This window comes from Streptomyces sennicomposti, from assembly GCF_019890635.1.
GTDB lineage: Bacteria > Actinomycetota > Actinomycetes > Streptomycetales > Streptomycetaceae > Streptomyces > Streptomyces sennicomposti.
Genome location: NZ_JAIOAB010000023.1, coordinates 23,097 through 49,614, shown reverse-complemented (window position 1 = coordinate 49,614; position 26,518 = coordinate 23,097). Strand labels below are relative to the sequence as shown.

Sequence of the window (26,518 nt, the reverse complement as noted above, 5' to 3'; positions counted from 1 at the left end):
CCGTGACGAAAACACGGGAGGAAGGCGCCGAGTGGGTGTGCGGCGTGGTGTGACGGCCGAGCGTGGTCAGACGGGCTGGCCCATGGGCCGGATGGTCAGGGTGTTGAGGTCGACGGTCGCCGGCTGGTCGAGGGCGAAGCAGATGGCCTCGGCGACCGGCTGGGGAGGCAAGGCGAAGGGGGGAACGCCGGCGCCTTGCCAGAAAGGTGTGTCGATCATGCCGGGGTTGACCAGAGTGACACCGATGCCGCGGGTCGTGGCGTGCAGGCGCAGGTTCTCGGCGAGTCCGGTGGTGGCCCACTTGGTGGCCGAGTAGAGATTGGCGGGAGAGTTCTTCAGCCCGGCGACGCTGCCGATGAGCACCAGCCGTCCGCCCGTGGCCTCCAGATGGGGCAGAGCGGCATGGGCCAGCAGGGCGGGGCCGAGGACGTTGGTGAGGACCATGGGCGACCACAGTGTCGGGTCGCCGGCCCCGATGGAGTCACCGGACATGAACCCGGCGTTGGCCACCGCCGCGTCGAGGGCGCCGAAATGCGCCACGGTACGGGTCACGGCCGACTCGGTGGCCTGCCAGTCCGCCGCGTCCGCGACAAGACCCAGCAGCCGGTCGGGGTGCCCGGCTTCGTCGAGGAACGCCTTCAGTCTGCTCTGGTCGCGGCCGGTGACTGCCACGCGGTGGCCGCGGTCGAGGAGCAACCGCGCGGTGTGGGCGCCGATACCGCTGGTCGCGCCGGTGATCAATACGGTCTTGCCGGCCATGGTCATGCTCCTCCTAAGGCGGGGATGGGGGACGGCGGACGGCGGCCCTCGGTGAAGGAGTGCCGTTCAAGTCCGCCGGCCCCATGCAACCGGCGCCGTCAGCGGCGGGGAAGGTCGCGTTCATGGGGGGTACAGACGCAACCTCTCTCCGCCGGCCGGACCATGGGTACCGTGGGCGAATGAACCCTCCGTCCGGAAACCACACCGGGAGTCACACGGACAACCGCTCGGACATCCGCGGCTTCCTCGTCAGCCGACGCGCCAAGCTCGTCCCGGAGCGGGTCGGACTGCCCACCGGCCGACGCCGCCGGGTTCCGGGACTGCGGCGCGAGGAGGTCGCGGCCCTCGCCGGCGTGAGCACCGAGTGGTACACACGGCTGGAGAAGGGCCACATCAGCGGTGTCTCCGAGGACGTGCTGGAAGCGGTCGCGCGGGCTTTGCTCCTCGACGAGGACGAGCGCACCTATCTGCTCGAGCTGGCCAGAGCGGCTCGCCCCGCCCGCCGCAGGTCGCACCGCCGCAAGGACGTCGAGATCCCGCCTCCCGTCCAGTGGATGGTGGACTCCATGACCATGGCCCCCGCCTTCGTACGCACCGGCCGTCTGGACATCGTCGCGAGCAACGCGCTGTGCAGGGCCCTTTACTCACCGATGTTCGACAGCGACACCACCGGCGACCGCGGCTGCGCCAACTTCCCCCGTTACTTCTTCCTCGACCCCGGTTCCCGCGACTTCTTCGCCGACTGGGAGGAAGGCGCGAGAGCCACGGTCGCGGTGCTCCGCGCCGAAGCCGGACGTGAACCCCACGACCGGGCGCTGCGCGACCTCGTCGGCGAACTGTCCTCGCTCAGCCCCGACTTCCGCACCCTGTGGGCCAGCCACGACGTCCGCATCCGTCACGAAGGCGTCAAGCGGCTGAACCATCCCGAAGTCGGCCGTGTGGAGATGACCTTCCGCTCCCTGGACCTGCCCCTGCCTCAACGGGCCGTCCACGACCTGATCGTCTACACGGCCGAGCCCGGCACCGTCTCGGAGGACCGCCTCAGAGTCCTCGCCAGTTGGACGGCACCGGGAACCTCCCCTGCGAAACCGATCCGCCCGCCCCGCTGACCTCATGCGTTCATGAGGCGGGCGCACGGCGTTCTCAGTCCTGTAGGAGAGAAATCGACCGGCCATCACGCCGTCACGGCGGGTGCGGGCGCCCCGGTCCCGGCAGCGGCGTCAGCGCTGTCCGGTCTGTCTCCCGCCGGGGCGCGGGACGGTGTCGCCGATGACGCCGGCGAGACGCTGGAGCTGAGCGGCGAGTTCGCGGCGTTCCAGCGGCGTGAAGTGCGCGAGCGCCTCTGACTGGCGTGCCCGCAGTTCCGTCCGCATCGCCGCGAGCCGGTCGGCGCCGTCCGCGGTGAGGCGGACGAGGACCTGGCGGTCGTCGTGCGGGGAGCGCTGCCGGGTGACCACGCCTGCCGCTTCGAGCTGTTTGAGCATGCGGGTGGCCGTGGGGACGCTGACCTCGGCGACGGCGGCGAGCTTGCCGACCGGCAGCCCGTCGCCGCCGGCGTCCTCGGACAGGGGTTCCAGCAGGGTGAGCTGCGCCATGGAGAGCCCGGCGCCGGAGCGCCCGACGGTGGCCGCCCGTGAGCGGCGCATGGCATAGAACAGCCGGTCAGCGGCCTGCGCCAGCTCCCTGACGCCCGCCTCGCCCCCGGTCGGGTCCTGGTGGTCGCCCGCTTCGTGCTTGTTCCTCTCGCCCATGGCTGTTAGCTTACCGAATGAAGTCATTAGCAAGCTAATCTTTAGGAGACTTCGAGTCATGGACTTCCCGGAACGCATCGACGTCCACCAGCACATCGTCCCGCCGGTCTGGGCCGAGACCCTGGCCGCGCGCGGACTGGACTCCGGCGGCTGGGCCATCCCGGCCTGGAGCCCCGGGAGCGCGATCGCGATGATGGACGACCAGGGCATCGCCACCGGCGTCCTGTCCGTCACCGCGCCCGGCGTCCACCTCGGCGACGACGCCGACGCCCGCGGCCTGGCCCGCGCCGTCAACGAGTACGGCGCCGAGGTCGTCAAGGACCACCCCGACCGCTTCGGGCACTTCGCCGGCATCCCGCTTCCCGACGTGGACGGCGCCGTCGCCGAGGCCGTGTACGCGCTCGACGTCCTGGGCGCCGACGGCGTGGTCCTGATGTCCAACGCCCACGGCAAGTACCTCGGCGACCCGGACTTCGAGCCGTTGTGGGCCGAGCTGGACCGCCGCTCGGCGAACGTCTTCGTCCACCCCGCGCAGCCCCCGATGACGCTGCTGTCCGGCACGCCCGCCCCGCTCGCGGACTACGTCTTCGACACCACCCGCACCGCGCTGAACATGGTGCTCAACGGCGTCATGGACCGGTACCGCGACGTGCGCGTCATCCTGTCGCACGGCGGCGGTTTCCTGCCCTACGCCGCCTACCGCTTCTCCGGCCTGACCTCCACCGTCGTGGACCGCAGCCGCGAGGCGGACGACATCCTGCGCGACCTGAAGCGGTTCTACTTCGACACCGCCCTGTCCGCCAGTCCCTCCGCCCTGCCGGCCCTGCTCGCCTTCGCCGAGCCCGGCCACGTCCTGTACGGCAGCGACTGGCCGTTCGCGCCGCAGGAGGCCGGCTCCTACTACAACCACTTCCTGGAGACCTACCCGGACTTCACCCCGGGCCAGGCCGAGGCCGTCGACCGCCGCAACGCCGAGGCGCTCTTCCCCCGCCTCGCCCGCTGACCGAACACTCCACCGCACACCCCGCCGTCGTCAGCGAGGCATGGGTGCACGGGGGTCGCGAAACGAGCGGCACGACTCGGCGAGCCCTCCCCTGTCGACCACCGCCGACGCCCAGGCGTTTGGCCAGGTCAGCGCACCCGTCCACGCGGCTTCAGCGGCAACGCCGGCAGTTCGGGGGCCGGCAGCGGAGCCCCGTCGTACCCCTTCACCTCCCCGAATCGTGTCCCGTCCATCCAGTCGCGGCGGGCCTGTTCGATCTCCTGTTGGCTGCGGCCGATCCAGTTCCAGAACATGATCAGCTCCTCCTCGAACGGTTCGCCGCCCAGGAGCATCACGGACGCGTCCGCGTCGGCGCGCAGGGGGAGTTCGGTGCGGCCGCAGCCGAGGTAGAGCATCGAGCCGGGCAGGACCGGGACGCCGTCGACGTGGGCCTCGCCGGACATGGACAGGACGGCGTACTCGAAGTCCGGATCCAGGGGCAGGCGCACGTCCGCGTCCCGGGACAGCGCGAGGTCGGCGCCCACGATCGGGGTGTACGCCGTGCCCGGCGACCTCGCGCCGTCGAGGTCCCCGAGGAGCAGCGTGGCCCTCAGGCCCGGCGCCGTGACGGTCGGCAGGTCGGCGTGGTGTTCGAAGTGCGGGTCGGTGTGCCGGTGGGCGTCGGGCAGGGCGACCCACAGTTGCGCTCCGTGCAGGAGACGCGCGTGCGGCCTGGGGCTCTCCTCGGAGTGGCTGATGGCCCGGCCGGAGGTCATCAGGCCCAGCTCGCCGGGGCGGATCGTCTGCAGGCTGCCGGTCGAGTCGCGGTGCAGCACCTCGCCCTCCTTCAGCCAGCTCACCGTCTGCAGACCCATGTGCGGGTGCGGCGGCACCTGCATGCCGGGCTCGTCGGCGATGTCGTCGGGACCGTAGTGGTCGACGAAGCACCAGGCGCCGACCATGCGGCGGCCCAGGTTGGGCAGCAGCCGGCGGACCTCGGTGGACTCGCCGAGCTGGACCCGGCGCGGGCTGAGGAGCTCGCGCACGGGCTCCGCCACCACGAACCCGCGGCCGCCGCACACCGCCGGCACCGCCTGGCGATCAAGGTTGCTCATGGGTCCCAACCTAGACCCGCGCGGGTCGTCGCGTCAGCGCGCCGGGCGCGGCGCGGGCCGGCGTCGGGGCCGCCCTGCCGATGACCGGGCCTCCGGGCCCACCCTCGCGTGATAGTGGAATATTCAACCAATCGGGTCGGTTGTGGGCGTCGAAGGAGGTCGGAAGTGAAGACGACGACGTACTACGACCACGGAACCGCGGCCGAGCGCTGGGAGCGGGCCCGGATGTTCTTCGACGCCCGGAACTACGCCGGTGCGGCGCGGGTCCTGGACGGGCTGGTCGAGGAGGTGCCCGAGCAGACCGGCCCCCGGCTGCTGCTGGCGCGCGCCTACTACCACTCCGCCCAACTGCACCGCGCCGAGGCCGAGTTGCGCCTCATCGTGGAGCGCGACCCGGTGGAGTCCTACGCCCGGCTGATGCTCGGCCGCACGCTCCAGCGACAGGGGCGGCACGAGGAGGCCGCCACCCATCTGCGGATCGCCTCCGCGCTCGCGGGCGAGTTCGAGGAGGTGTAGGTCCCGGCGGCGCGCGTAAGTCGCGGGGGCGTGTGGGGCCGCGGAGACGTGTGGGCCGCTCTGGGGGCTCCCCGGTCGCGTAGGCGCACGTAGGTTCTGGGGGTGGGTGAGTCCCCGGGAACCTCACAGGGGCGTCGCGGCGTACAGGGTGAGGAACAGGGTGACCGCGGAGTTCGCCGAGGACATCGCGGAGACCGCCGTACCGGCCGCGGCGCCCCACGCGGCGGCGCCGACCGCCGTGCACACCGGTGGCCAGCGCCGTACGGCGGGCGCGGGCGCCAGCAGGGCCGCGACGCGGCGCGGCACCGGTCCCACGGCGGCCAGCGCGGGGAGGGTGGGCGCGGGCGCAGCGGGCGTCAGCAGCGCCGCCTTGCCGATCGCGCGGGCCACCGCGCGCCGGTCGCCGACCGCCTGCGCCGCCGCCTCGTCGGCCCATCGCTCGGCGGTGTAGAGGACGGCGGAGCGCAGCGGGCGCAGGAACGGGTTGGCGCGGGCCGCCAGATGGACGGCGAGCAGGTGGCGGTGGTGCCGGGCGGCCAGGTGGGCGCGTTCGTGCGCGAACAGGGCGCGCCGTTCGGCGGGCCGGAGACCGGCGAGCAGGGCGGTGGTGACGACGATCCTGCCGGAACCGTCGGAACCACCGGGACCACCGGGACCACCGGGACCACCGGGACCACCGGGACCACCGGGACCACCGGGCAGTGCGTACGCGTACGGCGTGTCGTCGGGCAGTACGACGACACGCCGACCGGGGAGCCCGCTCAGCGCCCGCCGGGCGCGCCGGGTGACCCGCCGGTGCCGCCACAGGGTGCGGCCGCAGGCCGTCGCGACCGCGGCCAGGGCGGGGATCGCCGCGCGGCCGGCGATGCCGTCGTACGGGACGGCCGCGCGCACCTCGGGGTCGGACCAGCCGTCCGGCAGCGGGTTGCCGGGCAGTTGCGCGGTGCCGACCACCATGAGCAGTGCGAGGCAGAGCGTGCTGCACACGGACATGACCACCGCCACCGCGGTCAGCAGCCGGGTGGCGGTGCGCGGATGCAGATGCAGCTCGGCCAGCCGGGCCACCGGCCAGGCGGTCAGCGGCAGCACCAGCGGCAGAAAGACGAAGATCCCCACGCCGTCTCAGCCCTCCACGGTGTCGCCTGCGGCGGGGGCGGTGGCGGTGGCGGGCGTCAATCGGGTGATCGGCGTGGCCGCCGCCGCCCGCGCCGCTCGCCGGGCCGGCCCGCCGGTCACCGGCGCTCCTCTCGGCGGCCGCCCGTCTCGGCCCCGCGGGCCGCACCGCGACGGCCACCCGCCTCGTCCTCCGTGCCGACGACCTGACCGCCCGCCTCGGCCTCCGTCCGGACGACCTGACCGCCCGCCTCGGCCTCCGTCCGGACGACCAGGCCGCCCGCCTCGTCCTCCGTCCGGACGACCAGGCCGCCCGCCTCGGCCGCCGTCCCGACCGCTCGGTCGCCCGCCTCGTCCGCCGTCCGGCCCGCCGCCTCGGCACTCGCCCGGCCCGCCGCCTCGGCCTCCGTCCGGCCCGCCGCCTCGGCCTCCGTCCGGCCCGCCGCCCCGGTACTCCCCCGGTCCGCCGGCGCGGGCAGCGGTGTGGTCGGTGGGTCCGCCGTCGGTTCGGCCGCCGTGTCGAGCAGGGCGCGCAGTACCTGTTCGTCGCCCGGGGGCAGGGCGGTGACGAAGCTGGCGAGGACGGCCTCGCGGTCGCGTTCGCCGTCCAGCAGGCGGCGCATCCGCAGCGCCGCGAGCCGGGCGACGTCCGCGGTCGGCGTCCATACGAAGGAGCGGCCCCGGCGCTCGCGGGAGACCACGTCCTTGGCGAGCAGCCGGGTGAGGATGGTGACGACGGTGGTGTAGGCGAGGTCGCCGCCGAGGCGTTCCTGCACCCAGGCCGCGGTGACCGGGCCGTCCGCCTCGCGCAGCGCGCCGAGGACCTGGCCCTCCAACTGGCCCTGGCCACGCCGGGCGGCTCCCCGCCGGTGCTGCGCCACCATGTCCGTGTCTCCCTCCGGCGTCGGCGTGTCGCACCACGCTACTGCACGCCACCGGGCACGCCGCCGGGCACGCCGCCGCGCGTTCACGCGGGCGTCGGCGGGCCGGGGGGCGGGCCGTGGCATGCTGGCGCGATGGCTTCTCCGAGTGCGCGTACGCCCCTTGCCGAGCAGGTCGAGGAACTCCTCGCCGCAGACGGCCCGTTGCCCATCGTCTCCGCCGGCGACCCCGTGCTGCGCCGCCCCGCCGAGTCGTACGACGGGCAGTTGGCGCCCGAGTTGCTGGCCCGGTTCGTGCAGGCGCTGCGGGTCACCATGCGCACGGCGCCGGGTGTGGGACTGGCCGCCGTACAGGTGGGCGTGGGGCTGCGGATCGCGGTGATCGAGGACCCGGCGCCGGTGCCCGAGGAGGTGCGGGTCGCCCGCGAGCGCGTGCCGCAGCCGTTCCGGGTGCTGGTCAACCCGTCGTACGAACCGGTCGGCGCGCGCCGGGCCGCGTTCTTCGAGGGCTGTCTGAGCGTGCCGGGCTGGCAGGCGGTGGTGGCGCGCCACGCCGAGGTGCGGCTGCGCGCGCGGGACGAGCACGGCCGTGCGGTGGACGAGGTGTTCACCGGCTGGCCGGCCCGTATCGTGCAGCACGAGACCGACCACCTCGACGGCGTCCTGTATGTCGACCGGGCCGAGCCGCGCTCGCTCGCCTCGAACGAGGCCATGGCCGCCCGCTGGACGCAGCCGACCCCGGAGGCGGCCGCCCGCGCCCTCGGCTTCGAACTCCCGGGCTGAAAAGGCGAATTCAGCCCCGGTATGCCTCCAGCAGGCGCAGCCACACCTCGCTGATGGTCGGGTAGGACGGGACCGCGTGCCACAGCCGGTCCACGAGGATCTGCCCGGCGACGGCGACGGACGCCGAGTGCAGCAGTTCGCCGACGCCGGGGCCGACGAACGTCACCCCGCGCAGGATTCCCTCGTCCAGGTCGACGACCATGCGGGCGCGGCCCCGGTAGCCCTCGCCGTACAGTCCCGCGCCGGCGACCGAGGACATCTCCACGTCGACGGCGCGGACCCGGTGGCCGGCCTGTTCCGCCTCGGCCAGCGACAGGCCGACGGCGGCGGCCTCCGGGTCGGTGAAGACGACCTGCGGGACGGCGTGGTGGTCGGCGGTGGCCGCGTGGGCGCCCCACGGGTCCGTCTTCAGCGGGGCGCCGGCGGCGCGGGCGCCGATGGCGTCGCCCGCGATCCGCGCCTGGTACTTGCCCTGGTGGGTGAGGAGCGCCCGGTGGTTGACGTCGCCGCACGCGTACAGCCAGTCGGTGTCCTCGACGCGCAGCGTGTCGTCCACGGGCAGCCAGGAGCCCGGCTCCAGGCCGGCGGTGTCGAGGCCGATGTCGTCGGTGCGCGGGGCGCGTCCGGTGGCGAAGAGGATCTCGTCGGCCTCGATCCGGTCGCCGGAGCCGGTGACGGCCACGACGGCGCCGTTCTCGCGGGCGACCGACTCCACGGACGTGCCGGTGCGGATGTCGGCGCCCGCCTCGGTGAGGGCGTCGGCGACCAGTTCGCCGGCGAAGGGCTCCATGCGCGCCAGCAGCCCCTTGCCCCGGACCAGGACGGTGACCTCGGAGCCGAGGGCCTGGAAGACGGTGGCCATCTCGGCGGCCACCACACCGCCGCCGACCACGATCAGCCGCCCCGGCACCTCCTTGGCGCTGGTCGCCTCGCGGCTGGTCCACGGCTGGACGTCCTCGATGCCGGGCAGGTCGGGCAGCAGGGCGCGGGTGCCGGTGCACACGGCGACGGCGTGCCGGGCGGTCAGCGTGCGGACCGTGCCGTCCGGTGCGGTGACCGTGACCGTGCGCGGACCGGCCAGCCGGCCGTGTCCGCGGTACAGGTCGGCGCCGATGCCCTCCACCCAGCCGACCTGGCCGTCGTCGTGCCAGTGGGAGGTGTACTCGTCGCGGCGGGCGAGGACGGCCGCGGTGTCCAGGGGGCCGCGCACCGCCTCGCTCAGGCCGGGCAGGCGGCGGGCGTCGGCGCGGGCGATGATGGGCCGCAGCAGTGCCTTGCTGGGCATGCACGCCCAGTACGAGCATTCGCCGCCCACCAGTTCGCTCTCCACGATGGCGGTGGACAGGCCGGCCGCGCGGGTGCGGTCGGCGACGTTCTCCCCCACGGGTCCGGCGCCGAGCACCACCACGTCGTAGGCGATGTTTTCCGTTTCCGTCATGGGGTCAGTCTGGAGGGTGGTGTGCGCGGTGGCCACACGGGTACGCGCGCGGGACGGCGCTTCGCGCGCACGGAATAGTCCGTGGGGTCGGCCGTGTTGTGCCGACGGCTCACCCGACATCAGGAAGAGGATCACGCCATGAGCAGCACCGTGGAGCTCACCAAGGAGAACTTCGACCAGACGGTCACGGACAACGAGTTCGTGCTCATCGACTTCTGGGCGTCCTGGTGCGGGCCGTGCCGTTCGTTCGCCCCGGTCTACGAGAAGGCCGCCGCGGACAACCCGGACCTGGTGTTCGGGAAGGTGGACACCGAGGCGCAGCCGGAGCTGGCGGCGGCCTTCGGCATCCAGTCCATTCCGACCCTGATGATCGTCCGGGACCAGGTGGCCGTGTTCGCGCAGCCGGGCGCGCTGCCCGAGGCCGCACTGGCGGATGTGATCGGGCAGGCCCGCAAGCTGGACATGGATGAGGTCCGCAAGGCGGTCGCCGAGCAGCAGGCGCAGGCGGGGCAGCAGGGCGGCGAGTGAGGCGCACCGGCCGTCCGGCGCGCTGAATGGGTGCGTCGTGGTGAACGGGGCCCCTCCCGGTACCGGGAGGGGCCCCGTTCCGCGTTCCGGGGGCCGGAGGCGCGGGCCCCGGGGACCCCGGGAGCCGCGGACGCGCACCCGGCGACGGGGCTGGCGGGACGCGTAGGCCGGGGGCGCGGGACGCGTAGGCCGGGGCGCGGGGCACGTAGGCCGGAGTCGCGGGGCACGTACGCCGAGGGCCCGTAGCCCGCCCCGGGCGCGGGTCAGCTGGAGTCGCGGTGGACCAGCGTCGCGCCGAGCACCGGGCGGCGTTCCGGCGCGGCGGCGGGGTCGCGTACGGCGCGGTCGACCAGCTCGGCCAGGTCGCGGCCGGCCGGCAGGTCCACGTGCACGGTGCTCAGCCGGGGCCGCAGCAGCCGGCCGAGCATCAGGTCGTCGGCGCCGACCACGGCGGTGTCCTCGGGGATGCGGACGCCCTCGTCCTGCAGGGCGCGCATCAGCAGCATGGCGTACTCGTCGTTGTAGGCGAACACCGCGTCCAGGCCGAGGCCGCGCCAGCGGGCGGCGAGCCGGGCCGCGGCCGCCTCGTCGTAGCCGAGCGGCAGTTCGACGACGGTACCGTCGGTGCCGTCCAGGGCGCGGCGCACCCCGGCCAGCCGGGGCCGGGAGAACAGCTCCAGGCCGCGTTCGGCGGGCATCACCACGCCGATCCGGCGCCGGCCCCGCGCGTAAAGGTGGGCGCCGGCCCGGTGGCCGACGCTCTCGTGGTCCATCAGCAGGGCGTGGGCGCCCTCGACGGCGACGGGGCCGAGAGTGACGACGGCGCGGGCGCCGGAGCGCCGCAGCACCGCGACCCCTTCGGGGCCGATCGCGGAGCCGGGCACCAGGACGGCGACCGGCCGCAGCTCGGCCCAGGCGCGGGCGGCCTCGTCGCCGTGCAGGCCCACGCTGCCGTGCTGGACGACGGTGTAGTCCAGCCGGCCCAGCGCCCACTGGAGATCGTTGATGAACCTGCTGTACAGCGGGCCCACCGGGACGGCCGGGGCGGGCATCAGGACGATCCGGCTGTGTCCGGCCCTGAGGCTGCGCGCGGCGGCGTGCGGCACGTATCCGAGTTCTTTGGCGGCCTCGCGGACCCGGCGGCGGGTCGGCTCGCTGATGCGTACGGCGTCGGTGTTGTTCAGGACGTAGGAGACGGTCGCGCGGGAGACGCCCGCCAGGCGGGCCACATCGGCACTCGTGGGGACGGAGTGCGGTGCGGTCGACGCGGGCGCGGCGGGTTTCGGAATCTGCACCATGACGTACCGCATCTTGGCAGAAGCCCGCGCGGGCGGGACGGGCGGGTCGGGGCGTCCCGGCCGGCGGCCGATGGACCAACTCCCTTACGGCTCCGGGGCGGTGAGGTGCGTCCGGAGTCTCCGCCGGTTTCCGTCCGGGCGTGGCGGCGAACCCGGACGAGCGACGAACACGTTCGCTACGAACTTGTTCGTCACGAACATGTTCGTTACGCTCAGAGGCATGACAGGACGCCCCACCACCCCGCGCGGCCGCCGTGAGCGACCGGCGAAACCCGCCCTGACCAGGGAGGGCATCGTCGCCGCCGCCGTCGCCGTACTGCGCGCCGAAGGCCTGGACAAGGTGACCATGCGCCGTCTGGCCCAGGAACTCGACACCGGACCCGCCTCCCTGTACGTGTACGTCCGCAACACCGCCGAACTGCACGCGGCCGTCCTGGACGAGCTGCTCGGCACGGTCGGGACCGAGCCCTCGGACGGCGACCCGCGCGAGGAGCTGGAGCGGGTGCTCATCGCGTACACGACGATGCTCATGGAGCATCCGAGCCTCGCCCGGTCCGCGCTCACCGCCCGGCCCAGCGGCCCGCACTACCTGAACCTGATCGAGACGCTGCTCGGGCTGCTCGCCGCGTGCGGCGTCGCCCCGGCACGGGCGGCGTGGGGCGTGGACCTGCTGCTCCAGTTCGCCACCGCCACGGCCGCCGAGCACGCCGGCCGCGACACGTCCTCGCCCGCCGAGGGCGGCGAGGAGTGGGACGCGCTCGCGCACGCCCTGCGCACCGCCTCGGACCGCACCCATCCGCACATCGCCGCCCAGGCCGGTTCCCTGCTCTCCGGAGGGCCCGGGGAGCGCATGTCCTGGGGTCTGCGCGCCCTGATCAACGGCATCGAGCGGACCGCCCTGCCCGACTGAGCCGCACCAGCCTGTCCGGCCGGGGCGCGCCACCCTGCCCGGCCCGGGGCGCACCGCGCCGCCCGACGCACCGCGCCGCTCCGCCCGGCGGGCGCGGGCCGGCGGCCCAAGGGCGCGTACCGAGGACGCGTACCGAGAGCGCGCGCCCGCCCCCCTGCCCCGTCTTCCGACCGATCCCGAGGAGGATCCCCATGACCACCGCACCGCACCACCCCATAGCCGTGATCGGCGCCGGACTCAGCGGCCTCACCCTCGCCCGGGTGCTGCACGTCCACGGCATCGAGGCGGCCGTCTTCGACCTCGACGCCTCCCCCGGCGCCCGCACCCAGGGCGGCATGCTCGACATCCACGAGGACTCCGGGCAGGAGGCGCTGCGGGCGGCGGGGCTGCACGACCGGTTCCTGCGGCTGGTCCACGAGGGCGGCCAGGCCACGCGGGTGCTCGACAAGGACGCCGTGGTCCATCTGGACGAGGCGGACGACGGCACCGGCGGGCGGCCCGAGGTCGACCGCGGGGAGCTGCGCGACCTGCTCCTCGGCTCGCTGCCCGAGGGCGCCGTCCGCTGGGGCACGAAGGTCACCGGGGCGCGCCCGCTCGGCGGCGGCCGGCACGAGGTGAGCCTCGCGGACGGCTCCGTCTTCACCACGGATCTGCTGGTCGGCGCGGACGGCGCCTGGTCGCGGATCCGCCCGCTGGTCTCGGCGGCGCGGCCCGCCTACACCGGGGTGTCGTTCGTGGAGGTGGACCTGCCGGCGGCCGACGTACGGCATCCGGTCGCGGCCGAGGTGGTGGGCGGCGGGTTCTTCTTCGCGCTCGGCGCGGGCCGCGGCTTCCTCGCGCACCGCGAGCCGGACGGCAGCCTGCATGTGTACGTGGCGCTGCGGGCGCCCGAGGACTGGCTGGACGGCATCGACTTCACGGACCCGGAGACCGCCAAGAAGCGGGTCCTGGAACACTTCGCCGACTGGGACGAGAGTCTGCGCTCGCTGATCTCCGAGGCCGACGGGGCGCTGGTTCCGCGGCGGATCCACGCCCTGCCGGTCGGCCACCGCTGGGAGCGGGTGCCCGGTGTGACGCTGCTGGGGGACGCCGCGCATCTGATGTCGCCGTTCGCGGGCGAGGGCGCCAACCTCGCCATGCTCGACGGCGCCGAGCTGGCGGGCTTCCTCGCCGCCCGGCCGGACGACACGGAGGCCGCGCTGGCGGCGTACGAGGAGCGGCTGTTCCCGCGCAGCGAGGCCTCGGCGGCGGATTCGGCGCGCAGCGCCGAGCTGCTGTTCCGGGACGACGCGCCGCGGGGGCTGCTGGAGATGTTCGCCGGCCACGAGTGAGCCGGGCGGGGCCGCTCTCCGGGGACCGGCCCGAGACGGGTGGGCGGCCGGAGCCGCGCTCCCGGAGACGGACCCTTACGGGCGCCCGGACGGGGCCGCCCTCAGCAGTCCGTGCCCGCGCCGGTGCCGGTGCCGGCGGCGGTGGCGGTGGCGGTGGCGGTGGCGGTGGCGGTGGCGGTGGCGGTGGCGGTGGCGGTCAGACGTTCGACCAGGTCGTGCCAGCCGGTCTGGAGCCGTTCCATCGGCATGTGGCACTGCCGGGTGAGGTGGTGGATCAGGGCGGGTTCCAGGTAGCCCATCAGCGTCTGGGCGAGGAGTTCGGCGTCCGCGTCCGGGACGGCCTGCCGCAGCAGGAGCACCACGTGCCCGTACCGGACGCGGCGGGCCGGCACGATGAACCGGCGCTCCGGGCACGGTTCGGCGGCGAGCTGGAGTTCCAGGTCGGCGCAGGCGCGGCGCAGCGCGGCGCAGCCGAACGCGCGCAGCCGCTCCACCGGCGGCGCGCCGGGGCCGAGCGGGGCCGGTCCGCTGAGGAAGGAGGCCTGGAACTTCTTCTCGGAGTGGTCCAGCAGCGCCGTCAGCAGCCCGGTGCGGTCGCCGAAGCGCCGGAAGACCGTGCCCTTGCCGACCTGGGCCGCGGCGGCCACCGCCTCCATCGTGACCGCGGCGGCGCCGTGCTCGGCGACCAGGCGGGCGGCGGCGTCCAGCAGTCGTGCGCGATTGCGCGCGGCGTCCGCGCGCAGGCAGGGTTCGGCGGCGTCGGCGGTCCCGAGCTGAACCACCACCGGCGTCTTCTCTGCGGGCCCCTGAGGCGTGGGAAAGGGCGGCAGGGTGCTGGGCATGAACACAGCGTAAAGCATCGGGACTAAACTGGACCACGGTCCGGTTGTGATGGTAGAAAATTAAACGGACCTCGGTCCGCATCGTAAGTCCGGCAGTGTCACGACGCTGTCCAGTCCCCATTTCACTTTCTGGGAGTCCCCCCATGTCTGTTCGCATCCTCGCCCTCGTCGGCAGCCTTCGCGCCGGTTCCCACAACCGCCAGCTCGCCGAGGCCGCGGTGAAGCTCGCCCCCGAGGGCGCCGAGGTGGAGGTCTTCGAGGGCCTGGGCGACGTGCCGTTCTACAACGAGGACATCGACGTCGAGGGCAGCGTCCCCGAGGCCGCGGCCAGGCTGCGCGCCGCCGCTCAGGCCGCCGACGGCTTCCTCTTCTTCTCGCCCGAGTACAACGGCACCATCCCGGCCGTGCTGAAGAACGCCATCGACTGGCTGTCCCGCCCCTACGGCGCCGGCGCCTTCGGCGGCAAGCCCGTCGCCGTCGTGGGCACCGCCTTCGGCCAGTACGGCGGCGTCTGGGCGCAGGACGACACCCGCAAGGCCGTGGGCATCGCCGGCGGCAAGGTGATCGAGGACATCAAGCTGTCCATCCCCGGCTCCCTGACCCGCTTCGCCGAGACCCACCCGGTCGACGACGCCGAGGTCGCCGCGCAGCTGACCGAGGTCGTCGCCCGTCTGCACGGCCACGCCGGCGAGACCGTCGCCGCCTGAGCCCGACCGGCCACGTCGGCCGCCCCGGCCGGTTCGGCGGCGCGGGGGCGGTGACAGCCGGACGAAGGGGCCGGAGCCTTGGTGGCTCCGGCCCCTTCGTGCTGTCGCCGTGCCCTCGCCTCCGGATGTCTCCCCCCGGTCCGCGCCTCTTCGGGCGATCGCCGGCCGCCGGGGGCGGGAAACGCCGGTGCGGCGGAGGCGTCGGTGATCGGAACGGGTAGGCGGTTCCTTGGCCGTACGCGTCCGCGTACGAGCCGTCGTACGCCGCGAGGCCATGTGAGGAGACGCCATGACGCCGGTCCCGCCGCCCTTCGATCCGGAACTCGCCGCGGTGCTGGAGGGGGCGGAGGATGTGCTGCGGCCCGGCTTCACCGCCGCCGACATCGAGGCCGCCCGGCACAGCGAGGCCGCCGAACTGCCCGAGTTGCTGGACCTGACCATGGGCGGCGCCTTCGAGGTGACCGAGCACACGGCTCCCGGGCCGGCGGGCGCGCCCGATGTGCCCCTCCTCGTCTGCCGGCCCACCGCACCGCCAAAGGCCGGGACGCCCCGGCCCGTCCTCTACCACGTGCACGGCGGCGGCATGGTCCTCGGCAGCAACAAGGTCGGGATGAACACCGCCCTGGACTGGGCGCGCACGCTCGACGCGGCCGTGGTGTCGGTCGAGTACCGGCTGGCGCCCGAGCATCCGCACCCCGCGCCGGTCGAGGACGTGTGCACGGGGCTGCTCTGGACGGCGGAGCACACCGGGGAGTTCGGTGCGGACCCGGAGCGGATCGTCCTCGTCGGCGCGAGCGCGGGCGGCGGTCTCGCCGCGGCCCTGGCGCTGCTGCTGCGGGACCGCCGAGGACCCCGGCCGCTCGGCCAGTTGCTGATGTCCCCGATGCTCGACGACCGCAACGACACCCCGTCCGCCCGCCAGTTGGCGGGGGTCGACGTCTGGGACCGGACGGCCAACGAGACCGGGTGGACCGCGCTCCTCGGCGACCGGCGCGGCGGCCCCGACGTGCCGCCCTACGCCGCGCCCGCCCGCGCCGGCGACCTGTCCGGCCTGCCTCCGGCCTACCTGGACGTCGGCTCGGCGGAGACCTTCCGCGACGAGGTCGTCGCCTACGCCTCCCGGATCTGGCAGTCCGGCGGCGTGGCCGAACTCCACGTCTGGCCCGGCGCATTCCACGGCTTCGACGCCCTCGTCCCGCAGGCGGCGCTGTCGCGGTGCGCGGCCGCCGCCCGTCTGTCCTGGCTGCGCCGACTGCTGGCCGGCTGACCTCTCGGGGCGCGCGGGCGCGTGGAGTTCGCGGAGTCCGCGGGGGCCGGGCTTCCGGTCCGGGCTCCCGACGCGGCCGTGCGCGACTGCGGACGGCGGCCTGCCCGGCCCGTACGCTGGGGCCATGGACGATGCGTCGATGGTCGGGCTCGTGGGGCGGGTCACCGGGACGATCGGGCCGGGGCTCGTCGGCGAGGTGATCGTCCGGGTGCGCGGCGGCGCGGAGCACTTCCTCGCCTACCCGGCGGACGGCGAGAACCGTTTCGAGCGGGGCACGGTGGTGCTGGTGGTGGAACACCTGCCGCCGCGCACGGTGTACGTCGAGGCGGTGTACGGCGGTTGAGCGCGCCCCGGCGCAGGTGAGGGCCGTAAGCGTCAAGATTGTGACAAGGACGCGCCGGTGTCTTCACCGTGGGCCGGGCGAGGAGCACACTCCCCTCGTTCGGTGCCGAACGGGCACCAACCCAAAGGGGGCGTATGCCGATGGTCGTCGGCGTCGTGGCGGGGGTGGCGCTCGTCGCCGTGCTCGCCCTGATCGGTCTGTTCAAGCTGATGTGGCGGGTCGCCGAGCCCAACGAGGCCTTGGTCATCTCGGGTTCCAAGCACCGTACCGAGGGGCTTGAGGAGGGCATGGGGTTCCGGATCGTGACCGGGCGGGGCACGCTGGTGCTGCCCGGGGTGCAGGCGGTGCGCAGACTCTCGCTCGACCTCAACGAGACCGAACTGCACGTGGACTGCGTGACCCACCAGGGCATTCCGCTGAAGGTGCGGGGCGTGGTCATCTTCAAGGTGGGCGACGACTTCGTGTCGATCGCCAACGCCGCCCGCCGATTCCTGGACCAGCAGAAGCTGATGGCGGAGCGGGTGCACAACGTCTTCGCCGGTCATCTGCGGTCCATCGTGGGCGGGTTGACGGTGGAGGACATGATCCGCGACCGGGAGAAGCTGACCGGTCAGACCAGGGCGGCCTGCGGTACGGAGATGGAGAAACTCGGCCTGATCGTCGACTCGTTGCAGATCCACGAGATCGAGGACCCGACCGGCTACATCCAAAACCTGGCGATGCCGCACGCGGCCGCCGTGCAGCGGGACGCGCGCATCGCGCAGGCGGAGGCCAACCGCCTGGCCACGGAGGCCGAGCAGCAGTCGTTCGCGCGGATGGCCGAGGCCACCCGGGACAGCGAGATCCTCCAGGCCGGCTACCAGGCCGAGCGGGACAAGGCGGCGGCCAAGGCCAAACAGGCCGGTCCCCTCGCGGACGCGGCGGCCCGGCAGGAGGTCGTCGTCCAGGAGACCCGGGTCGCCGAGCTGGAGGCGCACCGGCGCGAGCAGCAGCTCCAGGCGGATGTGCGCAAACCGGCGGACGCCTCGGCGTACGAGAAGCGGACGCTGGCCGAGGCCGAGCGCGACGCGCGGATCTCCGCCGCCCAGGCGAAGGCCAAGGAGACGGAACTCGCGGCGGCGGCCGAGGCGACCCGGGTCAAGACGGCGGCGGGCGCGGAGGCGGAGGCCACCAAGACGCGGGGCGCGGCCACCGCGGCGGCGACCCGGGCCACCGGTGAGGCCGAGGCGGCGGCAGCGCAGGCGAAGGGCCTCGCGGACGCGGAGGCGCTGCGGGCGAAGGGGCTGGCGGAGGCGGAGGCCATCAAGGCGCGGGCGGCGGCCCTCGCCGAGAACCAGGACGCGGTGGTCGCGCAGCAACTCGCCGAGAACTGGCCCGAGATCGTCCAGGCGGGCGCCTCCGCCTTCACCAACGTGGACAACATGGTGCTGCTCAACGGCGCCGACGGCATGTCCGAGCTGTTCGCCAAGGCGCTCACCATGGGCGGCACGGGTCTGGGTCTGGCCCGTCAGCTCCTGTCCTCCATGAACCAGAACGGGCAGGCGCACAACGGGCCCGATGCCCAAGGAAGTTCGGGTACGCCGGGCGGGACGGCCGCGGCGCCCGTCACGCAGAAGGTGCCGGTGGAAGGGGGCGAGGGCTGACCGGCCCGGCCGCTCACGCCGCCGACAGGGCGATCCCCAGGGCGATCAGCACGGCGACCTTGGCGAACTCCAGGGCCACGTAGCCGAGATGGCCGCGTGAGCGGGGGCCTTCCGTACTCTCCTCGCCCGACAGGACCCGGTCGGACCTGCGGTTCAGTCGCGGCCGGACGACGGCCAGCTGAACCAGGAGCAGCGCCGCCACGGCCGCGGTCAGGGCGACGACATGCGCCGGCGCACCGCCCAGGGCGACGGCGACGATCACCACTACGGCGAGCACGGCCTCCACGAGGTTCAGCGCCCGGAAGACCAGTCGGCCGATGCCCAGGCCGATGGGGATGGTCACCCCGGGGGCGCGGAACTTCAGCGGGGCCTCCAGGAACGAGATGGCCAGGACCATCCCGAGCCAGACGAAGGTGACCGCGCTCGCGGTGGCGGCGGACGTGGCGTTCATCGGTGCACTGCCTTTCTTCCGGGGCCGGCCGACCCGTTCGCGTGGTCGGCCGGCCCTGTCGCGTGGGGGTCGGCCGGCCTCATCCCGTGGGGGTCGGCCGGTCCGTTCACAGGGACGCTGTCCGGTCCGTGCGCGGGGACGCCGCCCGGTCCGTCCCCGTCCCCGTCCGCGTGGGCGAGGCGGGCCAGGCAGGAGTCGGGCGTGGCGAACGGTTCCAGTCCGGTCGCGGTCAGCGGGGCCCGGAGCCGGGCCAACGCGCCCTGCATCAGGCCGAGATGGAGCGGGCACACCAACCCGTCGTATTCCTCGGCCAGTTCGAGGAAGGGGCAGTGCCGCAGCCGGATGCGCTCCGGCGGCCGGTCCGCGCCGCCGCCCTCGGGCGTCGGGTCGAAGCCGAGGTCGTCGAGCAGGGCGACGAGAGAGGCCGCCGCTTCCTCGGCCGTCGGCCGTCGGCGGGGCTGCGGCGGATCTACGAGGACGCCGCCCCACTCCCGGCCCGTCTCCATGGCCGACGCCCGCGCCTCGGGACCCTGAGCCGCCAGGCGGCTGAGCAGCATCCGGGCCAGCAGGCGGTAGCCGCGCGCGCCGCCGCGGTCCATGCCGGGCGTCGGGACGTACACGGTGCGGGGGCGGCCGGGGCCCTGCCGTGGGCGGCCCGGCCCGGAGAAGGACTCGGAGCGGCGTTCGACCAGTCCCTCGGCCACGAGAGCGTCCAGGTGGAACCGCACGGTGTTCGGGTGGACACCGATCCGCTCGGCCGTCTCCGCGACGCCCAGAGGTCCGCCGGCGGCGCGCAGCACGTCGAGCACTTCGCGCCGACGAGGACCCTCCCGTCCGGAGGCCATGCAGCTCACCCCTTCCCACCTGCGGAGATTTTTTACGAATCAGACCTGGAAGAATAGTAGAAGATGAGGAGGCGAGGCAGGAGACCCGAGGGAGAGAGGGGCACACCATGACGTCGTCGTCCGGACACGAGCCCGAACCGAAGCCGAAGCCGGAACCGAAACCCGCACCGGCACCGGCACCGGCACCGGAGACGGAGACGGAGACGGAGACGGAACGGGAACCGAGGGCGGGAGCCGAGCCGACGGCGGAAGCGGAGTACGGCCCGGACCCGGCGCACCGTCCGGAACCGGAACCGGAGCCCGAGCCGCGCGTCCTCTGCGACGCCCGCGCCCTGGCGGCCGACCCGCCGCTGCCCGGCGGCGTGCTGTGGAAGCTGGCCGAGGCCGGGCGCCAGCTCGACGCGAACCTCGTCCGGCTCGCCCCGGGCGGACGGGTCGCCCCGCACGCCGAACCGGAGCTGGACGTCCTGGTGTTCGTGGTCGCCGGGGACGGCGTCCTCGGCGCGGGCACGGCGGACGAGCCCCGGCCGCTGGCCGAGGGCGCGACGGTGTGGCTGCCGCACGGCTCCACCCGGAGCATCACCGCCGGCCCGGACGGCCTCGCCTATCTCACCGTGCACCGCCGCCGCCCCGGCCTGTGGATCCGCCCGCACGGCGGCGCTTCCTGACCGGTACGGCGCCGCACGACCGGCCGTCCGCCCGAGGCGGCCCGGGCGCACGGCGGTCGAGGGACCGGACGCCCGCCGTCCGGACGTACGGGCGCACGTTCTAAGGTGCCCCCGTGACTGCCTTCACCGATGAGAACGTCCCCGGCCGCTACGGCCCCGGCGCGACCACCGAGGCCGACCCGCGCGAGGTCGGCCGGGTGCGCACCGAGTACGCGCCCGCGCACGACGGCGACCCCGATCCCGGCGAGATCGTCTGGACCTGGGTGCCCTTCGAGGAGAACGACGGGCGGGGCAAGGACCGTCCCGTGTTGGTGGTGGCGCGGGAGGCGGCGGGCACGTTCCTCGCCGTCCAGCTCTCCAGCAAGGCCCACGACGGCGACCGGGAGTGGGTGCCGATCGGGAGCGGTCCCTGGGATCGGTCGGGGCGCGACTCGTGGGTGGCCGTGGACCGGGTGCTGCGGCTGCACGAGGAGGGCATGCGGCGCGAGGCGTGCGCGCTGGACCGGATGCGGTTCAACTCCGTGGTGCACCGGCTGCGCGAGCGGTACGGCTGGCACTGACCGGCCGTAGCGGGCCCCGCCCCGGCGCATCCCGCCCTGGCGGACCGGACCAGGCCCCCGCGACTCCGGCCCTCCGGTCCGCCGGTCAGGCGAACGCTCGTGCGAACGCCTCCCGCACCACGTTCCCCGGCGTGCGGTCCAGCACCCCGAACACCACCTGTTCGAAGGCGTCAGCGAACCGCCCGCCGGGGGCGAGCTGGGCCCGGAAGGCCTCCGCCACCCGCGCCGGGTCGTTGCGGAACACCCCGCAGCCCCACGCCCCGAGCACCAGGCGCCGGTAGCCGTGCGCGGCGGCCGTCTCCAGCACCCGTTCGGCGCGGACGGCGAGGGTGCGCGGCAGTGCGGCGGCGCGCTCGGGCGCGTCGCGCAGGACCACTCCGGCGTTGGGCGCCGCGGCGGTCAGGAAGCCGGCCGTGAACGGCTCGTCCAGCAGCTGTCCGCGGTCGTCGCGGAAGACCGGCACGGCGGGCGAGTGGATCACCCGGTCGGAGTAGAACGGATCGCGGTGGGCGCGGTGGTGGTCGTAGAACTCGCGGGCCCCGAGCAGACAGGTGTAGAGGGCGGAGGCCCGGCACAGGGCCTCTTCCTGGGCCTGCGCGCCGTTGAGGTAGCCGCCGCCGGGGTTGCGGGCGGAAGCGAAGTTGAGGACGGCCACCGGGCCGGTGAGCCGGCGGGCGGCGGCCAGACTGCTCTCCCCGGTGACCTCTATGGATGTCGTCACCGGTGTCCACGGCGGCACCGCCACCGGGCCCGGCCCTTGCATGCGGGTGCCGTCCCGCGCGGCCTCGACCGCCGCGGCGAGCGGCACCTCCCGCCCGTCGGCGGTGCGGTAGGCCCCCGCCATGACGATCTGCTCCGTCTGCTGCGCGATGCCGCGCAGGCGGGCGCTCATGGCGCCACCCCCGTGTGCGCCATGAGCGCGGCTCGCGCCGTCTCCCCCGTCGTGCTCATGCGCCCATGGTGATCGCTCCCGGCACCGCGCCGCAACGGAGTTTCCGCGGGCCCGGCCGTCGCCCGGAGGCCGTCGGCACCTTCGTCCGGCCCGCGCCCTGCAAACTCGGCGCGACTGTCCGGGCACACTCCGGGTACTCAGGCATGAGCTGCTTCGGGAGCACCGTGAAGTGCCGGAAAACTTCGCGGAAACGGCGATTTCGGTGCAGGATTGTCCCGTTCTGCACCCTTGTGCGAATCGGCTGAAGGGTTTTGGGTGGGACGGTGCGCGACACCGGCCGACCGTGAACCCGGAGCCGGTGGCATGGTGGAATCTCAGGAGGATCCCGACATGTCCGATTCGGCAAGCGGCTGTACGGAGCCCCGTACCGCCCTGACGGAAGCCGAGGTCGAGGCTCTGGTCAGCGGCATCTGCTTCAAGACCGGCCCGCCCCGCACCCTCGGCGTCGAAGTGGAATGGCTCGTCCATGAGCTGCGCGAACCGCGGCTCCCCGTCACACCCGAACGTCTCGAAGCGGCCTACGCCGCGCTGCGGACCGTACCGCTGAAGTCCGCGCTCACCGTCGAGCCCGGCGGCCAGCTGGAGCTCAGCTCGCCGCCCGCCGCGTCCCTGATGGAGTGCGTCGGCACGGTCTCCGCCGATCTCGCCGCCGTCCGCGCCGTACTGGCCGCGAAGGGCCTGCGGCTCGTCGGCCTCGGTCACGACCTCTGGCATCCGCCCCGCAGGTTCCTGCGCGAGCGGCGCTACGACGCGCTGGAGGCCTCGCTGGACCGGGGCGGTCCGGCCGGCCGGCACATGATGTGCACCTCGGCCTCCGTGCAGGTGTGCGTGGACGCCGGTCACGAGGAACCCGGGCCGCTCGGCCATGTGCGGCGCTGGTGGCTGGCCCACCAGCTGGGTCCGGTGCTGGTGGCCGCGTTCGCCAACTCGCCGCTGCTGGTGCGCCGGCCCACCGGCTGGCGGTCCACCCGGCAGCTCCTGTGGACGGAGATCGGCCCGGGCCGGGCGGGCGCTCCCCCGCTGGACGGGGACCCGCGCACCGCCTGGGCCCGGCATGTGCTGGACGCCCCGGTGATGTGCGTCCGCCGTGACGACGGCCCGTGGGAGGTGCCCGACGGGCTCACCTTCCGTCAGTGGGTGCGCTCGGGTGTGCCGAGGCCGCCGACGAAGGAGGATCTCGACTACCACCTGACCACCCTGTTCCCGCCGGTACGGCCGCGCGGTCACCTGGAACTGCGCATGATCGACGCGCAGCCCGGCGACGACGGCTGGATCGTGCCGCTCGCGGTGACGGCGGCGCTGTTCGACGACCCGGCCGCGGCGGAGAGCGCGTACCGGGCGGTGAAACCGCTCGCGGAGCGGGCCCTGGGCCGGCCCGCGCCGCACAATCCGCTGTGGACGGCGGCCGCCCGGTCCGGACTCGGCGACCCGGAGCTGCACGAGGCGGCGATCGCCTGCTTCCTGGCCGCCCTGGAGGCGCTGCCCCGGCTCGGCGCGAGCGACGAGGTCGCCCGGGCCGTCCGCGGCCATCTCGACCGCTACGTGCTCAAGGGGCGCTGCCCCGCCGACGATCTGCTCGACCGGCTGCCCGGCCCGGACCCCGCCCGCACCCGCCGCCCCGGCCCGGCCGGGACCGGCCCCTCCGCCCACGGGAAGGACATCCGCACATGACCGACCCCGCACTCGGCACCGCGCCCGGCCCCGGCTCCGGCCCGGCGGGCGGCGCCGGGACCGAGACCGAGACCGATCCGGAGGCGCTGCGTGAGCGTGCGCTGAGCACGCTCGTCACCGCCCGGGACCGCACCACGCTCCTCACCAGCTGTGTCGAGGAGCCCGATCTCACCGCGCAGCACTCCCCGTTGATGTCGCCGCTGGTCTGGGACCTGGCGCACATCGGCAACCAGGAGGAGCTGTGGCTGCTGCGCACGGTCGCCGGCCGGGAGGCGATGCGCCCCGAGATCGACGACCTCTACGACGCCTTCGAACACCCGCGCTCCGAGCGGCCGTCGCTGCCGCTGCTCGCTCCCGGGGAGGCCCGCGCGTACGCGGCGGAGGTGCGCGGCCGGGTCCTGGACGTGCTGGAGTCCACCGCGTTCCACGGCACCCGGCTGACCGAGGCGGGCTTCGCCTTCGGGATGATCGCGCAGCACGAACAACAGCACGACGAGACAATGCTGATCACCCATCAGCTGCGCACCGGGCCACAGGCCCTGACCGCGCCGGACCCGGAACCGGCGCCCCTGTTCACCGGCCCGTCCGAAGTCCTGGTCCCCGGCGGCCCGTTCACCATGGGGACCAGCAGCGAGCCGTGGGCGCTGGACAACGAACGGCCCGCGCACGTACGGGAGGTGGCGCCGTTCTGGATCGACACCACACCGGTGACGAACGGCGCGTACCAGGCGTTCATCGAGGACGGCGGCTACGGCGACGCGCGCTGGTGGGCGCCGGAGGGCTGGGCGCACATCCGGCGGCACGGGATCGAGGCGCCGCTGTTCTGGCGGCGGGACGGCGGGCAGTGGCTGCGCCGCCGGTTCGGCGTCACCGAGGCGGTGCCGCCGGACGAGCCGGTGCTGCACGTGTCCTGGTACGAGGCCGACGCGTACGCCCGCTGGGCCGGGCGGCGGCTGCCCACCGAGGCCGAGTGGGAGAAGGCGGCCCGCCACGACCCGGCGGACGGCCGCTCGCGGCGCTACCCGTGGGGCGACGCCGATCCGTCCCCGCACCACGCCAACCTCGGCCAGCGGCATCTGCGCCCGGCCCCGGCCGGCAGCTATCCGGCCGGTGAGTCGCCGCTGGGCGTGCGGCAGTTGATCGGCGACGTGTGGGAGTGGACGGCGAGCGACTTCCTGCCCTACCCGGGCTTCGCCGCGTTCCCGTACAAGGAGTACTCGGAGGTGTTCTTCGGGCCCGAGCACAAGGTGCTGCGCGGCGGTTCGTTCGCCGTGGACCCGGTGGCCTGCCGGGGCACGTTCCGCAACTGGGACTACCCGATCCGGCGGCAGATCTTCTCCGGTTTCCGCACCGCCCGTTCCCAGGCGGCGGCCTGATGTGCCGTCATATTGCCTGTGTGGGGCCCGAGGAGCCGCTCGGGCGGCTCCTCGTGGACCCGCCCCACGGCCTGTACCGGCAGTCGTGGGCGCCCCGGCGGCAGCGCCACGGGACGGTCAACGCCGACGGCTTCGGGGTCGGCTGGTACGCCGAGGGCGACCCCGTCCCGGCCCGCTACCGGCGGGCCGGGCCGATCTGGGCCGATCTGTCCTTCGCCGACCTGGCCCGGGTGGTGCGCACCGGCGCGCTGCTCGCGGCGGTGCGGGACGCGACCCTGTCGGGCGCGGACGCGGAGGCCGCCGCGGCGCCGTACGCCGCCGGCCGGTGGCTGTTCAGCCACAACGGCGCCGTGACCGGCTGGCCGGGCTCGCTGGCCGCGCTGTCGCGGACCCTGCCGCCCGAGGACCTGCTGGCGCTGGAGGCCCGCAACGACTCCGCGCTCGTGTGGGCGCTGGCGCTGGCCCGGCTGCGCGGCGGCGACGGGGCCGGTCAGGCGCTGGCCGGCACGGTGGCGGAGGTGGCCGCGGCGGCCCCCGGTTCCCGGCTCAACCTGCTGCTCACCGACAGCGAGACGATCACCGCGACCGCCTGGGGCGACACCTTGTGGTACCTCGCCGAGCCCGGCCGCCGCACGGTCGTGGCCTCCGAGCCCTACGACGACGATCCGCACTGGCGGGAGGTCCCCGACCGCACGCTGCTCACGGCGAGCCGCACGGACGTCCTGCTGACCCCGCTGAAGGACCTCACCGAGGACCTGGCACCCGCACCCTCCGAGGAGGCCCGCCGTTGAGCCCCTTCCGACTGACCCGCATCCTGCCCGAGGACGCCACGGCCGCCGCGCTGCGCGCCGACGTCCGGCACGGCCTGACCGCCGACCCCAAGTCCCTCCCGCCGAAGTGGTTCTACGACGCGTACGGCAGTGAACTCTTCGAGCGGATCACCGAGTTGCCCGAGTACTATCCGACCCGCGCCGAGCGGGAGATCCTCGCCGACCGGTCCGGTGAGATCGCCGCGGCGCTGCCCGCCCGCACGCTGGTCGAACTGGGCTCGGGCTCCTCGGAGAAGACCCGCTACCTGATCGACGCGTTCACGGACCTGCACACCTATGTCCCCGTCGACGTCAGCGACAGCGCGCTGCGGCAGGCCGGGCGGGCGCTGACCGCCGAGCGGCCCGCGCTGGACGTGCACGCGCTGATCGCCGACTTCACCTCCGGGCTGACGCTGCCGGACACCCCCGGCCCGCGGCTGCTGGCGTTCCTCGGCGGCACCATCGGCAATCTGCTGCCGGCCGAGCGCGCCGGGTTCCTCGCCGGGGTGCGCGCCCTGCTCTCCCCCGGCGACGCGCTGCTGCTCGGCACGGACCTCGTCAAGGACGAGGACACGCTGGTCCGGGCGTACGACGACGCGGCCGGGGTGACGGCTCGGTTCAACAAGAACGTGCTGTCCGTCGTCAACCGCGAACTCGGCGCCGACTTCGACCCGGACGCCTTCGAGCACGTGGCGCTCTGGGACCCGCGGGCGGAGTGGATCGAGATGCGGTTGCGTTCGCGCGCCGCGCAGAGCGTGAAGGTGCCCGCGCTGGACCTCGCGGTCGACTTCGCGGCGGGTGAGGAACTGCGCACCGAGGTGTCGGCGAAGTTCCGCGAGGAGCGGGTGGCGGCGGAACTGGCCGCCGCCGGCCTGGACCTCACCCACTGGTGGACGGACCGGGAGGGCCGCTTCGCGCTGTCGCTGAGCGTGGCGCGGTAGGGCGACTCCGTCTCCCGGACGACGGCCGGGCGGCACGC

At 74.4% G+C, this 26,518-nt stretch carries 27 protein-coding genes and 1 pseudogene; 17 read left to right on the top strand and 11 right to left on the bottom strand.

The genetic code is table 11. The features are described from left to right. Positions 1-66: 66 nt before the first annotated feature. A complete protein-coding gene (locus tag K7787_RS15525) occupies positions 67-759 on the bottom strand; it encodes an SDR family oxidoreductase (RefSeq protein WP_223001769.1) in 693 nt (230 codons plus the stop codon). A 179-nt stretch (positions 760-938) separates the two neighbouring features. On the opposite strand from K7787_RS15525, the gene K7787_RS15520 reads away from it, so the two are divergent. Beyond that, complete coding sequence (locus K7787_RS15520) at positions 939-1,868, top strand: helix-turn-helix transcriptional regulator (protein WP_223001768.1); 930 nt, start codon at positions 939-941, stop codon at positions 1,866-1,868. A 111-nt stretch (positions 1,869-1,979) separates the two neighbouring features. Here K7787_RS15520 and K7787_RS15515 read toward each other — a convergent pair whose 3' ends face one another. After that, on the bottom strand, positions 1,980-2,510 hold the full coding sequence (locus K7787_RS15515) for a MarR family winged helix-turn-helix transcriptional regulator (protein ID WP_164390751.1): 531 nt from the start codon (positions 2,508-2,510) through the stop codon (positions 1,980-1,982). A gap of 58 nt (positions 2,511-2,568) precedes the next feature. Here K7787_RS15515 and K7787_RS15510 point away from each other — a divergent pair, with 58 nt between their 5' ends. Continuing rightward, entirely contained in the window at positions 2,569-3,513 is a 945-nt protein-coding gene (locus tag K7787_RS15510) for an amidohydrolase family protein (RefSeq protein WP_223001767.1), read from the top strand. Positions 3,514-3,641: 128 nt separating this feature from the next. On the opposite strand, the gene K7787_RS15505 is transcribed toward K7787_RS15510, so the two are convergent. Then, on the bottom strand, positions 3,642-4,607 hold the full coding sequence (locus K7787_RS15505; RefSeq protein WP_223001766.1) for a pirin family protein: 966 nt from the start codon (positions 4,605-4,607) through the stop codon (positions 3,642-3,644). Positions 4,608-4,832: 225 nt separating this feature from the next. Between K7787_RS15505 and K7787_RS15500 the strand changes: the two genes are divergently transcribed. Continuing rightward, the gene (locus tag K7787_RS15500; protein ID WP_197073867.1) at positions 4,833-5,123 is read left to right on the top strand and encodes a tetratricopeptide repeat protein; all 291 of its coding nucleotides are present in this window, start codon (positions 4,833-4,835) and stop codon (positions 5,121-5,123) included. Between the two features lie 123 nt (positions 5,124-5,246). Here K7787_RS15500 and K7787_RS15495 read toward each other — a convergent pair whose 3' ends face one another. Together K7787_RS15495 and K7787_RS15490 are read right to left on the bottom strand one after the other, a co-directional pair. Beyond that, positions 5,247-6,239: a M56 family metallopeptidase gene (locus K7787_RS15495; RefSeq protein WP_223001765.1), complete on the bottom strand. Its 993-nt coding sequence runs from the start codon at positions 6,237-6,239 to the stop codon at positions 5,247-5,249. A gap of 509 nt (positions 6,240-6,748) precedes the next feature. After that, positions 6,749-7,120: pseudogene (locus K7787_RS15490) on the bottom strand (BlaI/MecI/CopY family transcriptional regulator); the annotation flags it as partial. Between the two features lie 132 nt (positions 7,121-7,252). Here K7787_RS15490 and K7787_RS15485 point away from each other — a divergent pair. Continuing rightward, positions 7,253-7,900, top strand: a complete 648-nt coding sequence (locus tag K7787_RS15485; protein WP_223001764.1) for a peptide deformylase — start codon at positions 7,253-7,255, stop codon at positions 7,898-7,900. A 10-nt stretch (positions 7,901-7,910) separates the two neighbouring features. On the opposite strand, the gene K7787_RS15480 is transcribed toward K7787_RS15485, so the two are convergent. Next, positions 7,911-9,338 carry a dihydrolipoyl dehydrogenase family protein gene (locus tag K7787_RS15480; RefSeq protein ID WP_223001763.1) on the bottom strand — a complete coding sequence of 476 codons (1,428 nt, stop codon included), beginning with the start codon at positions 9,336-9,338 and terminating at the stop codon, positions 7,911-7,913. A gap of 96 nt (positions 9,339-9,434) precedes the next feature. On the opposite strand from K7787_RS15480, the gene trxA reads away from it, so the two are divergent. Continuing rightward, positions 9,435-9,866: a thioredoxin gene (trxA, locus tag K7787_RS15475; RefSeq protein WP_372456646.1), complete on the top strand. Its 432-nt coding sequence runs from the start codon at positions 9,435-9,437 to the stop codon at positions 9,864-9,866. 263 nt (positions 9,867-10,129) lie between these two features. Here the strand turns inward: trxA and K7787_RS15470 are convergent, their stop codons facing one another. Continuing rightward, positions 10,130-11,164 (bottom strand): LacI family DNA-binding transcriptional regulator, encoded by a 1,035-nt coding sequence (locus K7787_RS15470; RefSeq protein WP_169436243.1) that lies wholly within the window; start codon positions 11,162-11,164, stop codon positions 10,130-10,132. Between the two features lie 220 nt (positions 11,165-11,384). On the opposite strand from K7787_RS15470, the gene K7787_RS15465 reads away from it, so the two are divergent. After that, positions 11,385-12,074 (top strand): TetR/AcrR family transcriptional regulator, encoded by a 690-nt coding sequence (locus K7787_RS15465; RefSeq protein WP_164390504.1) that lies wholly within the window; start codon positions 11,385-11,387, stop codon positions 12,072-12,074. A gap of 191 nt (positions 12,075-12,265) precedes the next feature. Continuing rightward, on the top strand, positions 12,266-13,405 hold the full coding sequence (locus tag K7787_RS15460; RefSeq protein ID WP_223001762.1) for an FAD-dependent oxidoreductase: 1,140 nt from the start codon (positions 12,266-12,268) through the stop codon (positions 13,403-13,405). Between the two features lie 101 nt (positions 13,406-13,506). On the opposite strand, the gene K7787_RS15455 is transcribed toward K7787_RS15460, so the two are convergent. Further along, a complete protein-coding gene (locus K7787_RS15455) occupies positions 13,507-14,247 on the bottom strand; it encodes a TetR/AcrR family transcriptional regulator (protein WP_247720924.1) in 741 nt (246 codons plus the stop codon). 143 nt (positions 14,248-14,390) lie between these two features. Here K7787_RS15455 and K7787_RS15450 point away from each other — a divergent pair, with 143 nt between their 5' ends. The 4 genes from K7787_RS15450 (at position 14,391) to K7787_RS15435 (ending at position 18,207) form a co-directional block, all read left to right on the top strand. Further along, a complete protein-coding gene (locus K7787_RS15450) occupies positions 14,391-14,954 on the top strand; it encodes an NAD(P)H-dependent oxidoreductase (RefSeq protein WP_009191782.1) in 564 nt (187 codons plus the stop codon). 289 nt (positions 14,955-15,243) lie between these two features. Beyond that, complete coding sequence (locus tag K7787_RS15445; RefSeq protein WP_223001761.1) at positions 15,244-16,221, top strand: alpha/beta hydrolase; 978 nt, start codon at positions 15,244-15,246, stop codon at positions 16,219-16,221. Positions 16,222-16,345: 124 nt separating this feature from the next. Further along, positions 16,346-16,564 carry an NfeD C-terminal domain-containing protein gene (locus K7787_RS15440; protein WP_169436247.1) on the top strand — a complete coding sequence of 73 codons (219 nt, stop codon included), beginning with the start codon at positions 16,346-16,348 and terminating at the stop codon, positions 16,562-16,564. 134 nt (positions 16,565-16,698) lie between these two features. Beyond that, a complete protein-coding gene (locus K7787_RS15435) occupies positions 16,699-18,207 on the top strand; it encodes an SPFH domain-containing protein (RefSeq protein ID WP_223001760.1) in 1,509 nt (502 codons plus the stop codon). A 13-nt stretch (positions 18,208-18,220) separates the two neighbouring features. Here K7787_RS15435 and K7787_RS15430 read toward each other — a convergent pair whose 3' ends face one another. After that, entirely contained in the window at positions 18,221-18,658 is a 438-nt protein-coding gene (locus tag K7787_RS15430) for a hypothetical protein (protein ID WP_019985403.1), read from the bottom strand. After that, on the bottom strand, positions 18,655-19,503 hold the full coding sequence (locus K7787_RS15425; protein WP_223001759.1) for a helix-turn-helix transcriptional regulator: 849 nt from the start codon (positions 19,501-19,503) through the stop codon (positions 18,655-18,657). The genes K7787_RS15430 and K7787_RS15425 overlap by 4 nt, the downstream gene beginning before the upstream one ends. Positions 19,504-19,610: 107 nt before the next feature. Between K7787_RS15425 and K7787_RS15420 the strand changes: the two genes are divergently transcribed. Together K7787_RS15420 and K7787_RS15415 are read left to right on the top strand one after the other, a co-directional pair. Next, positions 19,611-20,171 (top strand): cupin domain-containing protein, encoded by a 561-nt coding sequence (locus tag K7787_RS15420; RefSeq protein ID WP_223001758.1) that lies wholly within the window; start codon positions 19,611-19,613, stop codon positions 20,169-20,171. A gap of 113 nt (positions 20,172-20,284) precedes the next feature. After that, a complete protein-coding gene (locus tag K7787_RS15415) occupies positions 20,285-20,731 on the top strand; it encodes a type II toxin-antitoxin system PemK/MazF family toxin (protein ID WP_019985406.1) in 447 nt (148 codons plus the stop codon). A gap of 85 nt (positions 20,732-20,816) precedes the next feature. Here the strand turns inward: K7787_RS15415 and K7787_RS15410 are convergent, their stop codons facing one another. Then, positions 20,817-21,623, bottom strand: coding sequence for a TIGR02452 family protein (locus K7787_RS15410; RefSeq protein ID WP_223001757.1), 807 nt, complete (start codon positions 21,621-21,623; stop codon positions 20,817-20,819). A 390-nt stretch (positions 21,624-22,013) separates the two neighbouring features. On the opposite strand from K7787_RS15410, the gene egtA reads away from it, so the two are divergent. The 4 genes from egtA to egtD are packed head-to-tail and all read left to right on the top strand — an operon-like array spanning position 22,014 to position 26,480. Further along, positions 22,014-23,354, top strand: a complete 1,341-nt coding sequence (gene egtA, locus K7787_RS15405; protein ID WP_223001756.1) for an ergothioneine biosynthesis glutamate--cysteine ligase EgtA — start codon at positions 22,014-22,016, stop codon at positions 23,352-23,354. After that, positions 23,351-24,730, top strand: coding sequence for an ergothioneine biosynthesis protein EgtB (egtB, locus tag K7787_RS15400; RefSeq protein WP_223001755.1), 1,380 nt, complete (start codon positions 23,351-23,353; stop codon positions 24,728-24,730). Before egtA ends, egtB begins: the two co-directional genes overlap by 4 nt. Beyond that, a complete protein-coding gene (gene egtC / locus K7787_RS15395) occupies positions 24,730-25,521 on the top strand; it encodes an ergothioneine biosynthesis protein EgtC (protein WP_223001754.1) in 792 nt (263 codons plus the stop codon). Before egtB ends, egtC begins: the two co-directional genes overlap by 1 nt. Then, a complete protein-coding gene (gene egtD, locus K7787_RS15390; RefSeq protein ID WP_223001753.1) occupies positions 25,518-26,480 on the top strand; it encodes an L-histidine N(alpha)-methyltransferase in 963 nt (320 codons plus the stop codon). Before egtC ends, egtD begins: the two co-directional genes overlap by 4 nt. Positions 26,481-26,518 lie beyond the last annotated feature (38 nt).

Bases quoted from the DNA above. Each gene is read 5' to 3' on its own strand.
- K7787_RS15525 (WP_223001769.1), bottom strand. From the start codon at position 759: ATGGCCGGCAAGACCGTATTGATCACCGGCGCGACCAGCGGTATCGGC.
- K7787_RS15520 (WP_223001768.1), top strand. From the start codon at position 939: ATGAACCCTCCGTCCGGAAACCACACCGGGAGTCACACGGACAACCGC.
- K7787_RS15515 (WP_164390751.1), bottom strand. From the start codon at position 2,510: ATGGGCGAGAGGAACAAGCACGAAGCGGGCGACCACCAGGACCCGACC.
- K7787_RS15510 (WP_223001767.1), top strand. From the start codon at position 2,569: ATGGACTTCCCGGAACGCATCGACGTCCACCAGCACATCGTCCCGCCG.
- K7787_RS15505 (WP_223001766.1), bottom strand. From the start codon at position 4,607: ATGAGCAACCTTGATCGCCAGGCGGTGCCGGCGGTGTGCGGCGGCCGC.
- K7787_RS15500 (WP_197073867.1), top strand. From the start codon at position 4,833: ATGTTCTTCGACGCCCGGAACTACGCCGGTGCGGCGCGGGTCCTGGAC.
- K7787_RS15485 (WP_223001764.1), top strand. From the start codon at position 7,253: ATGGCTTCTCCGAGTGCGCGTACGCCCCTTGCCGAGCAGGTCGAGGAA.
- K7787_RS15480 (WP_223001763.1), bottom strand. From the start codon at position 9,338: ATGACGGAAACGGAAAACATCGCCTACGACGTGGTGGTGCTCGGCGCC.
- K7787_RS15470 (WP_169436243.1), bottom strand. From the start codon at position 11,164: ATGGTGCAGATTCCGAAACCCGCCGCGCCCGCGTCGACCGCACCGCAC.
- K7787_RS15465 (WP_164390504.1), top strand. From the start codon at position 11,385: ATGACAGGACGCCCCACCACCCCGCGCGGCCGCCGTGAGCGACCGGCG.
- K7787_RS15460 (WP_223001762.1), top strand. From the start codon at position 12,266: ATGACCACCGCACCGCACCACCCCATAGCCGTGATCGGCGCCGGACTC.
- K7787_RS15455 (WP_247720924.1), bottom strand. From the start codon at position 14,247: ATGCCCAGCACCCTGCCGCCCTTTCCCACGCCTCAGGGGCCCGCAGAG.
- K7787_RS15450 (WP_009191782.1), top strand. From the start codon at position 14,391: ATGTCTGTTCGCATCCTCGCCCTCGTCGGCAGCCTTCGCGCCGGTTCC.
- K7787_RS15445 (WP_223001761.1), top strand. From the start codon at position 15,244: ATGACGCCGGTCCCGCCGCCCTTCGATCCGGAACTCGCCGCGGTGCTG.
- K7787_RS15440 (WP_169436247.1), top strand. From the start codon at position 16,346: ATGGACGATGCGTCGATGGTCGGGCTCGTGGGGCGGGTCACCGGGACG.
- K7787_RS15435 (WP_223001760.1), top strand. From the start codon at position 16,699: ATGCCGATGGTCGTCGGCGTCGTGGCGGGGGTGGCGCTCGTCGCCGTG.
- K7787_RS15430 (WP_019985403.1), bottom strand. From the start codon at position 18,658: ATGAACGCCACGTCCGCCGCCACCGCGAGCGCGGTCACCTTCGTCTGG.
- K7787_RS15425 (WP_223001759.1), bottom strand. From the start codon at position 19,503: ATGGCCTCCGGACGGGAGGGTCCTCGTCGGCGCGAAGTGCTCGACGTG.
- K7787_RS15420 (WP_223001758.1), top strand. From the start codon at position 19,611: ATGACGTCGTCGTCCGGACACGAGCCCGAACCGAAGCCGAAGCCGGAA.
- K7787_RS15410 (WP_223001757.1), bottom strand. From the start codon at position 21,623: ATGAGCGCCCGCCTGCGCGGCATCGCGCAGCAGACGGAGCAGATCGTC.
- egtA (WP_223001756.1), top strand. From the start codon at position 22,014: ATGTCCGATTCGGCAAGCGGCTGTACGGAGCCCCGTACCGCCCTGACG.
- egtB (WP_223001755.1), top strand. From the start codon at position 23,351: ATGACCGACCCCGCACTCGGCACCGCGCCCGGCCCCGGCTCCGGCCCG.
- egtC (WP_223001754.1), top strand. From the start codon at position 24,730: ATGTGCCGTCATATTGCCTGTGTGGGGCCCGAGGAGCCGCTCGGGCGG.